This is a genomic window from Pseudomonas sp. S2_H10, assembly GCF_054668285.1.
In genome coordinates this window covers 5,095,165-5,109,103 of sequence record NZ_CP162754.1, presented here as the reverse complement: position 1 = coordinate 5,109,103, position 13,939 = coordinate 5,095,165, and the positions used below count along the sequence as shown (strand labels likewise).

Annotated in this window: 16 protein-coding genes; 11 read left to right on the top strand and 5 right to left on the bottom strand. The window is 61.1% G+C overall.

Annotated features, from left to right (window positions below):
- Window positions 1-37: 37 nt before the first annotated feature.
- Complete coding sequence (locus tag AB4O16_RS22880) at window positions 38-502, top strand: CopD family protein (RefSeq protein ID WP_460155871.1); 465 nt, start codon at window positions 38-40, stop codon at window positions 500-502.
- A 70-nt stretch (window positions 503-572) separates the two neighbouring features.
- Here AB4O16_RS22880 and AB4O16_RS22875 read toward each other — a convergent pair whose 3' ends face one another.
- The 4 genes from AB4O16_RS22875 to AB4O16_RS22860 all read right to left on the bottom strand — a co-directional run bounded on the left by AB4O16_RS22875 (window position 573) and on the right by AB4O16_RS22860 (window position 3,247).
- On the bottom strand, window positions 573-1,331 hold the full coding sequence (locus AB4O16_RS22875) for a collagen-like triple helix repeat-containing protein (protein ID WP_160389039.1): 759 nt from the start codon (window positions 1,329-1,331) through the stop codon (window positions 573-575).
- Window positions 1,324-1,602: a DUF1145 domain-containing protein gene (locus tag AB4O16_RS22870; protein WP_460155870.1), complete on the bottom strand. Its 279-nt coding sequence runs from the start codon at window positions 1,600-1,602 to the stop codon at window positions 1,324-1,326. The genes AB4O16_RS22875 and AB4O16_RS22870 overlap by 8 nt, the downstream gene beginning before the upstream one ends.
- Window positions 1,603-1,750: 148 nt before the next feature.
- On the bottom strand, window positions 1,751-2,467 hold the full coding sequence (locus tag AB4O16_RS22865) for an OmpA family protein (RefSeq protein ID WP_460155869.1): 717 nt from the start codon (window positions 2,465-2,467) through the stop codon (window positions 1,751-1,753).
- Window positions 2,468-2,557: 90 nt separating this feature from the next.
- Window positions 2,558-3,247 carry an OmpA family protein gene (locus AB4O16_RS22860; RefSeq protein ID WP_150718621.1) on the bottom strand — a complete coding sequence of 230 codons (690 nt, stop codon included), beginning with the start codon at window positions 3,245-3,247 and terminating at the stop codon, window positions 2,558-2,560.
- A gap of 189 nt (window positions 3,248-3,436) precedes the next feature.
- Here AB4O16_RS22860 and AB4O16_RS22855 point away from each other — a divergent pair, with 189 nt between their 5' ends.
- From AB4O16_RS22855 to AB4O16_RS22840, 4 genes are all read left to right on the top strand, one after another.
- Window positions 3,437-3,934, top strand: coding sequence for a DUF6231 family protein (locus tag AB4O16_RS22855; protein ID WP_160389037.1), 498 nt, complete (start codon window positions 3,437-3,439; stop codon window positions 3,932-3,934).
- A gap of 4 nt (window positions 3,935-3,938) precedes the next feature.
- Window positions 3,939-4,424 (top strand): YchJ family protein, encoded by a 486-nt coding sequence (locus AB4O16_RS22850; protein WP_460155868.1) that lies wholly within the window; start codon window positions 3,939-3,941, stop codon window positions 4,422-4,424.
- A gap of 78 nt (window positions 4,425-4,502) precedes the next feature.
- Window positions 4,503-4,997, top strand: a complete 495-nt coding sequence (locus AB4O16_RS22845; RefSeq protein WP_160389035.1) for an LEA/WHy family protein — start codon at window positions 4,503-4,505, stop codon at window positions 4,995-4,997.
- Window positions 4,994-5,200 carry an SEC-C metal-binding domain-containing protein gene (locus tag AB4O16_RS22840; RefSeq protein WP_008056806.1) on the top strand — a complete coding sequence of 69 codons (207 nt, stop codon included), beginning with the start codon at window positions 4,994-4,996 and terminating at the stop codon, window positions 5,198-5,200. Before AB4O16_RS22845 ends, AB4O16_RS22840 begins: the two co-directional genes overlap by 4 nt.
- Before the next feature lie 99 nt (window positions 5,201-5,299).
- Here AB4O16_RS22840 and AB4O16_RS22835 read toward each other — a convergent pair whose 3' ends face one another.
- Window positions 5,300-5,857, bottom strand: a complete 558-nt coding sequence (locus AB4O16_RS22835; RefSeq protein ID WP_160389034.1) for a cysteine hydrolase family protein — start codon at window positions 5,855-5,857, stop codon at window positions 5,300-5,302.
- Between the two features lie 194 nt (window positions 5,858-6,051).
- Between AB4O16_RS22835 and AB4O16_RS22830 the strand changes: the two genes are divergently transcribed.
- The 6 genes from AB4O16_RS22830 (at window position 6,052) to AB4O16_RS22805 (ending at window position 13,938) form a co-directional block, all read left to right on the top strand.
- Window positions 6,052-8,502, top strand: a complete 2,451-nt coding sequence (locus tag AB4O16_RS22830) for a penicillin acylase family protein (protein WP_460155867.1) — start codon at window positions 6,052-6,054, stop codon at window positions 8,500-8,502.
- A 234-nt stretch (window positions 8,503-8,736) separates the two neighbouring features.
- Entirely contained in the window at window positions 8,737-9,768 is a 1,032-nt protein-coding gene (locus AB4O16_RS22825) for a ligase-associated DNA damage response exonuclease (protein ID WP_460155866.1), read from the top strand.
- Window positions 9,768-11,438, top strand: a complete 1,671-nt coding sequence (locus AB4O16_RS22820) for an ATP-dependent DNA ligase (protein WP_460155865.1) — start codon at window positions 9,768-9,770, stop codon at window positions 11,436-11,438. Before AB4O16_RS22825 ends, AB4O16_RS22820 begins: the two co-directional genes overlap by 1 nt.
- A gap of 225 nt (window positions 11,439-11,663) precedes the next feature.
- Entirely contained in the window at window positions 11,664-12,446 is a 783-nt protein-coding gene (locus tag AB4O16_RS22815; protein ID WP_103394468.1) for a transporter substrate-binding domain-containing protein, read from the top strand.
- A 56-nt stretch (window positions 12,447-12,502) separates the two neighbouring features.
- Window positions 12,503-13,231, top strand: coding sequence for an ABC transporter permease (locus AB4O16_RS22810; RefSeq protein ID WP_007971646.1), 729 nt, complete (start codon window positions 12,503-12,505; stop codon window positions 13,229-13,231).
- Window positions 13,228-13,938 carry an ABC transporter permease gene (locus tag AB4O16_RS22805; protein WP_160389030.1) on the top strand — a complete coding sequence of 237 codons (711 nt, stop codon included), beginning with the start codon at window positions 13,228-13,230 and terminating at the stop codon, window positions 13,936-13,938. Before AB4O16_RS22810 ends, AB4O16_RS22805 begins: the two co-directional genes overlap by 4 nt.
- Window position 13,939: the final 1 nt, after the last annotated feature.

Sequence of the window (13,939 nt, the reverse complement as noted above, 5' to 3'; positions counted from 1 at the left end):
CCCCGCTAATGAATCCCGCGCAGAACGGAGTACCCCAATGACACCTTTTAGCCTCATTTATAGCCTGCATGTACTGGCGGCCCTGGTCTGGGTCGGCGGCATGTTTTTCGCCTGGATGGTCCTGCGCCCCGCAGCGATCACGGCACTGGAGGGCCCTGCCCGGTTGAAGCTGTGGGTAGAAGTGTTTCAAGGTTTTTTCCGCTGGGTCTGGGTGGCAGTCGTGCTGTTGCCGGTCAGCGGCGTGGGCATGCTGCACATGCACTTCGGTGGCTTTGAAACTGCGCCACGTTATGTGCAGGTGATGATGGGGCTGTACGTGGTGATGACCGCGCTGTTTATCCGTATCCAGGCGTTGATGCTGCCGGAGTTGCGCACGGCCGTGGCCGGGCAGGATTGGCCGGCAGGAGCGGCTGTGCTGGGGCGGATTCGCCGGTTGGTGGGGATCAATCTGTTGGTGGGGTTGGCTGTGGTGGTGATTGGGGCGGCTCGGCCGATGTTTTGAAGAATGGGCGGTAGAGGGCTTTTTGTGGCGAGGGGGCTTGCCCCCCTCACCACAGGGCTCTCGGTGTTGCTTACATGCGCTGCACTGTCACCGAACCCGTCGCGCCTTCCGGCCCCGGCTGACCATCAGCCCCAGGCTTACCGCTCTTGCCGCCATCGGCCTTGTAGATCAGGCAACCCTTGGCCTTGCCACCCGCGCCCGGTTTGCCACCCGGGCCGGCCAGGCCACCGGCACCGCCAGCCACCTGAACCTTGATCCGGTCTGCCGGGAAGTCGTGCGGCACCGACAGTTTGACCAGCGCCCCCGGTGCACCCGGTTGACCATTGCTGCCATCACTGCCATCGGCACCGCGACCGGCCTGTCCCCACGTGCAGCCCGGCTCCTGGCCGTTGGCGCCATCGAGGCCGACAAACCCCGGTGCACCCGCACCGCCACGCGCATCAACGTTCAATTGCGGTGCGTTCAGTGTCTTGATCTGCAAATCGAGAGTGCGCCCGGAGCGGGCGGCCTTGTGATAGGTACCCGGGGCACCACGGGAGGTGATCTGGCTGCCTTCGGACAAATCGGCCCGGCGCACCTTCAGCGCCAGCGCCTGTTCCGCCGGCACGATGGCGATGCGCGCTTCACGCCCCAGGTGCAATTCACCCACGGTGACTTCGGTGACGTTCGAGGGAATCAGCAAGGTGCCGTAATCGGCCACCTCCAGGCGTTCCAGTTGCAGGGTGCTGGCGGTGTTGGGCAAGCGCATCAGCGAGTTGGGTTCGACACTCACCACCTGTGCGCTGGCCAATGGGCTGATGAGTGCGGCGAGCAGACAGAGTTTACGCATGGGAAGCCTTAGAAGCGGTGGGGGCTGGAATGGTTTGCAGGTGGAATACGCCGAAAATGAGGATTCTCAGGCGGTCAAGCCAGGGATGGGCGCGACCGCGCAGGCTGCGATAGCACAGCAGCGCTTCCAGCAGATGGATGAACCCCAACAGGCCGCCGGCCAGATTGACCAACGGATGCAGCGGAAAGACCAATGGCATGAGCTGATTGACCAGCACCACCAACCAGAAAAGCAAGGTCAACAACCGACCTAGCCCCCATAAGACTTTCATACGCGCCCCCGATGAGATTTATTGTTTGCACGCACAGTAACGGCTTCCACGCGGGATAAGCCAGAGGGCAACGGAAAAATCTTCATGAGGGCCGCCGAACGGCCGTCGAAGCGTTTACTACTGTCGCTCGACGGCTCTATCTCTTGGCTCAGCGGTTTATATGCAGTTCCACGCGACGGTTTTTCGCACGACCTTCATCCGTCCCGTTGTCGGCAATCGGCTGACTCTCGCCCTTGCCTTCGCTGGTGACTTTGTTCGGCGCCACACCCTGGCTGAACAAGTACTCCGCCACGCTGCTGGCGCGTCGCTCCGACAAGGCCTGGTTATAGGCATCCGAACCGACGCTGTCGGTATGACCAACCACCTTGATGCTGACCACACTGGCATCCTCGAACTTGCTCATCAACGCATCCAGTTGACTCTTCGCCGTCGGGGTCAGGTCGGATTTATTGAAGGCAAACAGCACGTCGCCGGCATCGCTCAAGGTGATGACTTCCGATTGCGCAGGCTCAGGCGCGACGCTGACCGGGTACTGCGGAACCGCGCAACCGCGATGGTCCACCGGGGTATTGGCGGGCGTGTCAGGGCAACGGTCACGCCGGTCGAAAACGCCGTCGCCGTCTTCGTCGCCATCCTGGGCATAGCAGATCAAGCCGCCGGACAAGATACCCAGCGCCGCGCCGCCCGCGGCCCAGGCGCCACTCTCGATTGCGCCCAGGCCACCGCCGACCAGGCCGCCGATGAGGCTGCAGATTGGCCAGGTGCGTTGATTGAGGGGGGCAGTGCCATCACTGTGGGTCGCGCAGCCGGTCAAGAGGCTGCCAAGTAGCAGAACCGGCAAGACGGTCCTTGTGAGAACGATCATATTGAAAGCTCCTGTGTCACCGGCCAATACCGGTTACACAGGAGTAAGACCCGCATCCGCGACTGCACAAGGCGCGGATGCGAGGGGGGCTTAACGCTGGATTTTGATTTCCGTACGACGGTTCTGTGCACGACCGTCAGCGGTTTTGTTGTCCGCAACCGGCTGGCTTTCACCGGCACCGACAACCGAGACGAAGTTGCTGCGAGGTACGCCTTCCTGGATGAGGTACTCAACCACCGAGTGGGCGCGTTTATCCGACAGTTTCTGGTTGTAGGCGTCGCTGCCCACGCTGTCGGTATGGCCGGTCACGGTCAGTTGGGCAGTCGGGGCTTCGGCTTTCAGGCGAGTGGCAATCTTGTCGAGTACTTGTTTGTCGGACGAGGTAAGCGTGGCTTTATCAAACTGGAAGTGAACATCGCGAATGACGATGGTTTCTTCCTTGACCACAACCGCTTCTTCGACCACAGGTGCCGGTGGAGGGCAACCGTTGGCATCGACTTGAACGCCTTTTGGCGTGCCTGGGCACTTGTCGCGACTGTCCGGCACACCATCGCCGTCTTCGTCGCCATCACCGTGAACCCAGCAATAAGCCGCTGCCGTACCGCCGACGAGCAGAGCACCATACCCTGCCCATGCCGAGCTTTCGGTCGCACCGAGGCCCGCGCCCACGACACCACCGACTGCCGCGCAGGTCGGCCAGTCGGTTTTCTGCAAACCTGCGCAACCAGTCAACACACTGGTTAGCAGAACCAAGGGTAATGCTGTCCGAACTATGCTCATCTAGTTTTCTCCTGAGGGATCGGCTTAGAACCGATTCAGGTAGTAAAGACCCGAGTTTTAAACTCCGCCAGCAATAGGCCATGCTGTTTATTCGCGTATTAACGGCAGCTTGGCGCTTTTGTCGTCAGGGCGCTCTAGGCCCGAACGTTAGGGCAGGCTAGTCTTGGCAGATCTGATTGAGGATCTTCGATGATTGCAGGTAATTCTTCACGCACACCACAACAGGCACTGGCTGCGTTACTTGACCGATATGCCCCCGCGCGCCTGTTGTTGATCGGCGCCAGTGAGTTCCCGGCACTGGAGGCGTTCAAGCTCGCGCACCCGGACAGCAGCGTCGCTTTCGCGGCCCCCGGGCCGTTGCCCGACGAGTTGGCGGCCCGCCGTTTCGACCTGGCCCTGGCGGTCGATTGCCTGGAGCATTTGCCCAAGCGCGACGGCCTGAACCTGCTGGGCGGCATCCGCAACCTCAACGCCAGCCGCATCGCCGTGCTGGCGGACCTGTCGGCCTGTGGCTGGCAGGAAACCGACTTTTTCTCCCTGGCCCTGCAAGCCAGCGAGCGCTTTCAACGGGATGAACAGGTCTTGACCCTGTTTACCTACGATCTGCTTGAATACAAGCAGGTCCCCGACTGGCTCAACTCGCGTTTCTGGGCCAATCCGGAAAACTTCGGGAAATACTGGTGGTAATGCAATGAGTACATCCATTTGCCCTTGCGGCAGCGGCACCCTGCTCGACGCCTGCTGCGGTCACTATCATGCCGGGCACCCGGCACCGTGCGCCGAAGCCTTGATGCGCTCGCGCTACAGCGCCTACGTGCTGGGGTTGGTCGACTATCTGGTGGCCACCACCCTGCCCGCCCAGCAGGCCGGCCTGGATCGTCAATCGATCAGCGACTGGAGCGCGCAAAGTACGTGGCTGGGCCTTGAGGTGGAAAGCTCCGAAGTGCTGGGTGGCCAGCCTGAACATGCTTTCGTGACCTTCACCGCGCGCTGGCACGACAGCAATGGCGAGCACAGTCACCGCGAGCGTTCGTCATTTGTGCAGAACACCGGTCGCTGGTATTTCATCGACCCCACCGTGCAGCTCAAGTCCGGGCGCAATGACGCCTGTCCGTGCGCGAGCGGGCAGAAGTTCAAGAAGTGTTGCGCGGGGTACTTCAGCAGCCAGGAGATGTAATGCCTGTGCACCCCGCAGGTGCCGCCGAAGGCGGCGATCTTTTGGGTCTGGACCGGGGCTCAAGGGAGAAATGGAACGATGATCATCCGCTGCGGCGCACGCTGTCTGCTCACGTTGTTCCTGACTCTGGGACTCGGCGGCTGTGCCTCATGGTTCGACGACGACCTGCCGGACCCCGAGGTCCATCTGGTGAAAGTCGAGGTGGTCAGCGCCAAACTGCTGGAACAGAAGTTCCTCCTGCACTTTCGCATCGACAACCCCAACGACAGCGAACTGACGGTGCGCAGCCTGGAATACCGCATTCACCTGGGCGACATTCTGCTGGCCGACGGCGAGTACGAACACTGGTTCACCATCAGCCCCCGGCACAGCGCTTACTTCAAGGTGCCGATCCGCACCAACCTGTGGTCCAAAGTCCGTGAAATGGCCAAACTGCTGAAAAAAGCCGATCAACCCATTCCCTATCGTCTGGAAGGTGAACTGGAAACCGGTATATTCATCGCCCACTACGTGCACCTGGCGCGCAATGGCGTGATAATCGCCGCCGATTTAATTCCGGAGCAACACCGATGACCCAGCAACCCCACGTTCACGGCCCTGACTGCAACCACGATCATGACCATCACCAGCATGATCACGACCACGGTCATGTCCACGGTCCGAACTGCGGCCACGCTCACCAGGAACCGGTGCGCAATGCCCTGAAAGACGTCGGCCGCAACGATCCGTGCCCATGCGGCAACGGCAAGAAATTCAAGAAGTGCCACGGCGCTTGATGCATTCCCCTGTAGGAGCGAGCCTGCTCGCGATGGACTGTCAGTCGACATCTGTGTCGCTGACACACCCTCGCGAGCAGGCTCGCTCCTACAGGTTTTTCAGTCAGCCTTTAATACACATGCAGCGCTGACTACCGTCGCATACTCGCCGTGCAAATTCCCCAGCGACATCCCATGCACCTCTTCGGCGCTATGGGCATGGCCGAAAAAATCAGCCTTGTCGAAGGTAAAGCACGCATCCTCGGCCACCCACGTATCAAACCCCAGGTTGCCCGCGGTGCGCGCCGTGGACTCCACCGAGTTGTGGGTCGCGACACCGACGATGATCAACTGCCCGATCCCCGCCTCGCGCAACTGCGCCTCCAGCCCAGTCGAACAAAACGCATCCGGCACCTGCTTCTGGATCAGGCGCTCACCGGTCATTGGCGCGAACCGCTGCTGAAACTCCACCCCCGACTGCTGCGGCCAGAAGACCGAGTCCTCCGAGCGGGACAGGTGTTGCACATGAATCACCGGCCGAGCGGTGCGTCGCCAATGACCGAGCAATTCCAGCATGCGCTCTTCAGCCTGGGGATTATTCCGGCGGCCAAGCCTGGGATGCAGGATGCCTTTTTGTTGATCGATGATGATCAGTGCCGCGTTTGCCTTGAGCTCCATGCCGCCTGTTCTCCGGGATTGTTGACCGTGTCGCACCTCAGCATCACCCATTGTGACCGGCAAGGCGGTGTTTTTTTCGGTTTATCAGACAAATCCTGAAATAACCTTGCACCCCGCTTGCACGGCCACCTCCCGCTCACTAACGTAGCGCCTTTATTGCGCGCCGCCGCCTCTACCCCCGCAGGAGCTTTGCCATGGCCTCGCCAGCCCTTACTCATTTTCTACCCCGGTTCGGCGTTGCCGCAGCAGTGGCCGGCGTCTTGAGCCTGACCGGTTGTCAGACCTACAACGCCCAGGACACCCTGCCGCCGGCCTCCGGCGTACAACCGCTCAAGGGCCTGGCACAGAACGTTTCGGTGCGCCGCAATGCCATGGGCATGCCGCTGATCGAAAGCAACAGCTTCCACGACGCGCTGTTCAGCCTCGGTTACGTGCATGCCAGCGACCGCATCACCCAGATGGTCACCCTGCGCCTGCTGGCCCAGGGCCGTCTGGCCGAGATGCACGGTGCGGACCTGCTGGATGCCGACCGCTACATGCGCGCGGTCAACCTGAAGAAAAGTGCGGGCGAGTTGTACAAGGCCTCTTCGCCGCGCCTCAAGCGTTTCTTCGAAGTCTATGCGCGGGGCGTCAATGCCTACCTGTTCCGCTACCGCGACAAGCTGCCGGCGGACCTGGCGGCCACCGGCTACAAGCCTGAATACTGGCAGCCGGAAGATTCGGCGCTGATTTTCTGCCTGTTGAACTTCAGCCAGTCGACCAACCTGCCGGAAGAAATTTCCTCGCTGGTGCTGGCCCAGACCGTCACTACCGACAAGCTCGCGTGGCTGACGCCATCGGCTCCGGACGAAAAACTGCCGGTCGCCGAAAGCGAGAAACTGCAAGGAATCAAGCTCAACGGGCAAGTGCCGGGGCTGGCCGAACTCAGTAAGGCTACCGGGCAACTGGCGGACCTCAATCTGCCGGGCGCTGCCTCGTCGAACAACTGGGCCATCGCCCCGCAACGCAGCCGCAGCGGCAAGAGCCTGTTGGCCAGTGACAGTCACGGCCCGCTGGGCGTGCCTTCGTTGTTCAGCTACGTGCAGATTCGCGCGCCGAAGTATCAGGCGTCCGGTGTGACCATCGCGGGCCTGCCGATGGTGCTGGGCGGTTTCAACGGCAAAGTGGCGTGGAGCATGACGTCCGTGATGGGCGACAACCAGGACCTGTTCCTGGAAAAGATCAAGCGCCAGGGCAACGGCCTGACCTACGAAAATGCCGGGAAATGGCAGCCGGCGATCGTGCGCAACGAAACCTATTTCGTCAAAGGCCAGCGACCGACTCGCGAAGCCGTGTATGAAACCCGCCATGGCCCGTTGCTCAACAGCGCCCAGGGCAGCACGCTGGCCAATGGCTTCGGCCTGGCCCTGCAGACGCCGAGCTTCACCGACGACAAGAGCCTGGACGCGTTCTTCGACCTGTCCCGTGCCCAGAGTGTCGAGAAAGCCTCGGATGCCAGCCGTGAAATCCGCGCCATCGCGGTGAACCTGGTGTTCGCCGATGCCAGCCACATCGGCTGGCAAGTCACCGGTCGTTACCCGAACCGCCGTGAAGGCGAAGGCCTGCTGCCCTCACCGGGTTGGGAAGGCCGTTACGATTGGGACGGTTACGCCGACCCGATGCTGCACCCCTACGACCAGGACCCGGCCCAAGGCTGGCTCGGCACCGCCAACCAGCGGGTCATTCCCCATGGCTACGGCATGCAGTTGTCCAATTCCTGGGCCGCTCCGGAGCGGGGCGAGCGCCTGGCCGAACTGGCCGGCGCAGGCAAGCACGACAGCCGCAGCGTGATCGCCATGCAGTACGACCAGACCACTACTTTCGCTGCCAAGCTGAAGAAAATGTTCGAAGCGCCGGGCATGGCCCAGCCGCTCAAACAAGCCATGGACGCCTTGCCGGCGGCCGATCGCGCCAAGGCTCACGAAGCCTACAGCCGCTTGATGGCGTTCGACGGCAAGCTCGGCCCGGCCTCCACCGATGCGGCCATCTACGAACTGTTCCTGCAGGAAAGCACCCGGCAGATCTTCCTCGATGAACTGGGTCCGGAGAGCAGCCCGGCGTGGAAAGCCTTTGTCACCGATGGCAAGTTGTCCTACGCAGCCCAGGCCGATCACCTGCTCGGGCGTGAGGACAGCCCGTTCTGGGATGACGTGCGCACCGCGCAGAAAGAAGACAAACCGGCCATCCTCGCGCGCAGCCTTGCCGCCGCGATCAGCGCCGGCGACAGCCAGTTGGGCGCCGATCACAAAGCCTGGCAATGGGGCAAACTGCATCGCTATGAATGGAAGAACAGCAGCGGCCAGGTCGTACGCGGTCCGCTGCCGGCCGGTGGCGACCACACCACGCTCAACACCGCCGCCTTTGCCTGGGGCCAGGATTTCAACACTACGCTGGCGCCAGCCATGCGCTTTATCGTCGATTTCGGCCAGTCCGAACCGCTGATGGCGCAAAACGGCACCGGTCAATCCGGCAACCCGGCCAGCCCGAACTACCTCAACAGCATCGACCCGTGGCTCAAGGGCCAATACATGAGCCTGCCGATGCAGCCGCAGAACTTCGACAATGCCTATGGCAAGAATCGACTGACGCTGACACCCGGCAAGTAAGTTGAAACCCCCGCCCAATTTACCTTAAGCGAATGTGGTCCTCTGTAGGAGCGAGCGTGCTCGCGATGGTCGTTAACGCTAACGCGTGCTAGCTGGCTAAACGCGGCGCTCTTGAATCCATCGCGAGCAAGCTCGCTCCTACAGGGGGCCGATACTGGTCCCCTGAAAACAAATAGAACTTCTCGCTGCGCGCCAACCTCATAGCTAACAAGTCCCCCCCATTCTGGCAACACCATGGACCTTGTTATCTCGCGTCCCGAAGGCTTGTACTGCCCCGCCGGCGACTTCTACATCGATCCGTGGAGGCCGGTCGAGCGCGCCGTGATTACCCACGCCCACGGCGACCATGCCCGCGCCGGCAATCGGCACTACCTGGCGGCAGCACCCGGCGAGGCCATTCTGCGTGCGCGACTGGGCCAGGACATCGACCTGCAAACCCTGCGCTATGGCGAGCGCCTGCTGCACCATGGCGTGTTCCTCAGTTTTCATCCCGCCGGCCACGTGCTCGGCTCGGCGCAAGTACGCCTGGAGTACGGTGGAGAAGTCTGGGTGGCGTCCGGGGACTACAAGACCGAAGCCGACGGCACCTGCACACAGTTTGAACCGGTGCGTTGCGACACCTTCATCACCGAGTCGACCTTTGGCCTGCCGATCTACCGCTGGCAACCCCAGGCGCAAGTGTTTGCCGAGATCAATCAATGGTGGCAAGCCAATGCAGCGGTGGAAAAAACCAGCCTGCTGTTCTGTTACGCCTTCGGCAAGGCCCAGCGCATTCTCCATGGCATCGACGCGCAGCTGGGGCCCATCCTCGTGCATGGCGCCGTAGAGCCGGTGAACGGGATCTACCGCGAAGCGGGGATTGATCTGCCGCCGACGATTCCTGCCGCCGACATCAAAAAAAGCGACCCGATGATGCGCAAGGCTCTCGTGCTCGCACCACCTTCGGCGGCCAATAGCGGCTGGATGCGGCGCTTCGACTGTTTCAGCGATGGTTTCGCCAGTGGCTGGATGCGTTTGCGCGGCACGCGCCGGCGGCGCGGAGTGGATCGAGGTTTCGTCCTGTCCGACCACGCCGACTGGCCAGGTTTGCTCTGGGCCATTGAACAGACCGGTGCCGAACGGGTCATGGTGACCCATGGCTCGACTGGCGCCCTGGTACGCCATCTGCGCGAGCAGGGGCTCGATGCCATGGCGTTCGAAACCCGATACGGCGCAGACGAAGAGGACATTGCCCTGGCCGAAGCCGAGCTGGCCGAGGTGCTGTGATGAAAGCATTCGCCGAGCTGTACGCCGAACTCGATGCCTCCACCTCGAACAACGCCAAACTGGCGGCGATGCAACACTACTTCGCCCATGCCGCGCCGGAGGATGCCGCATGGGCGGTGTACTTTCTGTCGGGCGGACGGCCCCGGCAACTGGTGCCCGTGCGCGTACTGCGCGAGCTGGCGGTGGAGTTTTCCGGTTTGCCGGAATGGCTGTTCGAAGAAAGTTACCAGGCCGTCGGCGATCTCGCGGAAACCATTTCGCTGGTTCTGCCCGAAGTGCCGCACCGATCAACCGATGGGCTGGCCACCTGGGTCGAAGACAAATTGCTGCCACTGCGCGGCGAAACCGCGCAATCGCTCACGCAAAGGTTGCCAGAGCTGTGGGCGCAACTGGATCGCCTGAGCCTGATGGTCTGCATCAAACTGATCACCGGCAGCTTTCGCGTCGGGGTCTCCAAACTGCTGGTCACCCGTGCCCTGGCAGCCATGGCGCATCTGGACAGCAAACGCGTGGCGCAGCGGCTGGTGGGTTACACCGACCAGACTCATCGCCCCAGCGCCAGCCATTACCTGAAACTGATCGCCGCCGAATCCCCGGATGAACACGCCCAGCGTGGCGGCCAGCCCTACCCGTTTTTTCTCGCCCATGGGTTGTCGCCACCCGTGGAGCAGTTCGAAGCGCTGCTCGGCCCAGTCCAGCACTGGCAGGCGGAATGGAAATGGGACGGCATCCGCGCCCAGGTGATCAAGCGCGGCGGGCGCCTGTGGATCTGGTCGCGGGGTGAAGAGTTGATGACCGAACGCTTCCCTGAACTGGACAGCCTGATTCTGGGCCTTCCCGACGGGACGGTGATCGACGGCGAGATCGTCGCCTGGAAATCTGCGCCAACCGGCACCGAAAAGGCGTTTGAACCGGCAGCGCAACCTTTTGCCCTCCTGCAACAACGCATCGGTCGCAAAACCCTGGACCGCAAGATCCTCGATGAAGTGCCGGTGGTGCTGCTCGCCTTCGATTTGCTCGAATGGCAGGGTGAAGACTGGCGCAACCGCACTCAGGCCGAGCGTCGCGCGCAACTGGAATGGGTGGTCGGTGACTGTGCCAACCCGCGGTTGCACCTCTCGCCCCTGTTGACCGGCGAGACCTGGCTCGACCTCGCCCGCCAGCGCGAAGCATCCCGCAGCCTCGGTGTCGAGGGCCTCATGCTCAAGGCCCGCGATGCCTTGTACGGCGTCGGCCGGACCAAGGACATGGGCGTTTGGTGGAAATGGAAAGTCGACCCGTTCAGCATTGACGCCGTGCTGATCTACGCACAACGGGGGCAAGGACGCCGCGCCAGCCTCTACAGCGATTACACCTTCGCCGTCTGGGACGGCCCGCCAGATGCCAGCGAGCGCACGCTGGTGCCGTTTGCCAAAGCCTATTGCGGGCTGAGCGATGACGAAATCCGCCAGGTCGACAGCATCGTGCGCAAGACCACCGTGGAAAAGTTCGGGCCCGTGAGCAGCGTCGAGCCAAGCCTGGTGTTTGAATTGGGTTTTGAGGGCATCGCCCTCTCCCGCCGCCATAAAAGCGGCATTGCCGTGCGCTTTCCGCGGATGTTGCGCTGGCGCAAAGACAAGTCGGTCGACGATGCAGACAGCTTGGCGACCCTGCAAAACCTGCTCAGCTAAGCCCTCTTTTCACCCTCGATATTTTTTCTTTTTGAACCGAACGGGTGCGGCCATTTCCCTGCGCCCGTTTTCGTGCATAAATCTGTCTCCGGCTATTTCCAGACACCTTTTAAAACGCTTGTTCGGCACTCTGGTTCGGAAATTGCTACTTTCAACAGGTCTTACGCTTTCCAGTAACAATAATTCTGCGCCACAAGCGCTCATATTGGTTTTAGGGATTGAATAATGAAAAAAGCATTGCTGACCCTTTCTGCACTGGCGTTGTGCATGGCTGCTGGCTCCGCCATGGCGAAAGAATACAAAGAACTGCGTTTCGGCGTTGACCCTTCCTACGCACCGTTCGAGTCGAAAGCGGCCGATGGCAACCTGGTGGGCTTCGACATCGATCTGGGGAACGCGATCTGCGCCGAGCTGAAGGTCAAGTGCAAGTGGGTCGAAAGTGACTTCGATGGCATGATCCCTGGCCTCAAAGCCAATAAATTCGACGGTGTGATCTCGTCGATGACCGTTACCGAAGCCCGTGAAAAAGTCATCGACTTCTCCAGCGAGCTGTTCTCCGGCCCAACCGCCTATGTGTCCAAGAAAGGTTCCGGCGTGACCGAAGACGTCGCCTCGCTCAAGGGCAAGACCGTCGGCTACGAACAAGGCACCATTCAGGAAGCCTACGCCAAAGCCGTTCTGGACAAGGCCGGCGTGAAAACCCAGGCCTACGCCAACCAGGACCAGGTCTACGCCGACCTGACTTCCGGTCGTCTCGACGCAGGCATCCAGGACATGCTGCAAGCCGAACTGGGCTTCCTGAAGTCGCCACAGGGTGCCGACTACGACGTCAGCAAGCCGGTCGACAACGCTTTGCTGCCGGCCAAAACAGCTATCGGCATTAAGAAAGGTAACACCGAGCTGAAAGCACTTTTGGATAAAGGTATCAAAGCGTTACACGATGATGGCACCTACGCCACCATTCAGAAGAAACACTTTGGCGATCTGAATCTGTACAGCGGCAAATAATGCCCGGCGCCCATCTCGCGATGGGCGCTTTTTTCATCCGATCAGGTTGCTGATTTATGTTCGAAAACCTATTAGAAAATCTGGGGCTCTCTGCCTTCAGCCTCAAGGGCTTCGGTCCGCTGCTGATGCAAGGCACCTGGATGACGATCAAGTTGTCGGCGTTATCGCTGTTGGTGGCCGTGTTGCTCGGGCTGCTCGGCGCCAGTGCCAAGCTGTCAAAAGTCAAACTGATGCGCGTGCCTGCCCAGCTCTACACCACACTCATTCGCGGCGTTCCGGACCTGGTCCTGATGCTGCTGATCTTCTACAGCCTGCAAACCTGGCTGACCTCGTTTACCGATTACATGGAATGGGAATACATCGAGATCAACCCGTTCAGCGCCGGGGTCATCACCCTGGGCTTCATTTACGGTGCGTATTTCACTGAAACCTTCCGTGGCGCGATTCTCGCCGTCCCGCGAGGCCAGGTCGAAGCGGCCACCGCCTACGGCCTCAAGCGCGGCCAGCGTTTCTGGATCGTGGTGTTCCCGCAGATGATGCGATATGCCCTGCCGGGTATCGGCAACAACTGGATGGTGATGCTCAAGGCCACCGCCCTGGTGTCGATCATCGGCCTCGCCGACCTGGTCAAGGCTGCCCAGGACGCCGGTAAAAGTACTTATCAGCTGTTTTATTTCCTGGTGCTGGCCGCGCTGATCTATCTGGTGATCACCAGCGCGTCCAACTTCATCCTGCGCTGGCTTGAACGTCGTTACTCCGCCGGTACCCGGGAGGCCGTACGATGATCGAACTCCTGCAGGAATACTGGAAACCTTTCCTTTATAGCGACGGCAACAACATCACCGGCCTGGCCATGACGATGTGGCTGCTCAGCGCGTCGATTTTCTTCGGCTTCCTGGTGTCGATTCCGCTGTCCATCGCCCGGGTCTCGTCGCGGGTCTATGTTCGCTGGCCGGTGCAGTTCTACACCTACCTGTTCCGCGGCACGCCGCTCTATATCCAGCTGCTGATCTGTTACACCGGGATCTACAGCCTGGCCGCCATCCGGGCGCAGCCGGTACTGGACGCATTCTTTCGCGATGCGATGAACTGCACCATCCTGGCCTTCGCCCTGAACACCTGCGCCTACACCACGGAGATCTTCGCCGGGGCAATTCGCAGCATGAACCATGGTGAAGTGGAAGCGGCCAAAGCTTATGGCCTGACCGGCTGGAAGCTGTATGCCTACGTGATCATGCCGTCGGCCTTGCGTCGCTCGCTGCCTTACTACAGCAACGAAGTGATCCTGATGCTGCACTCGACCACCGTGGCGTTCACCGCGACCATCCCGGACATCCTGAAAGTCGCACGGGACGCCAACTCGGCGACATTCCTGACCTTTCAGTCGTTCGGCATCGCCGCGCTGATCTACCTGACCGTCACTTTTGCGCTGGTCGGCCTGTTCCGCCTTGCCGAACGCCGATGGCTGGCCTTCCTCGGGCCGACCCACTAGG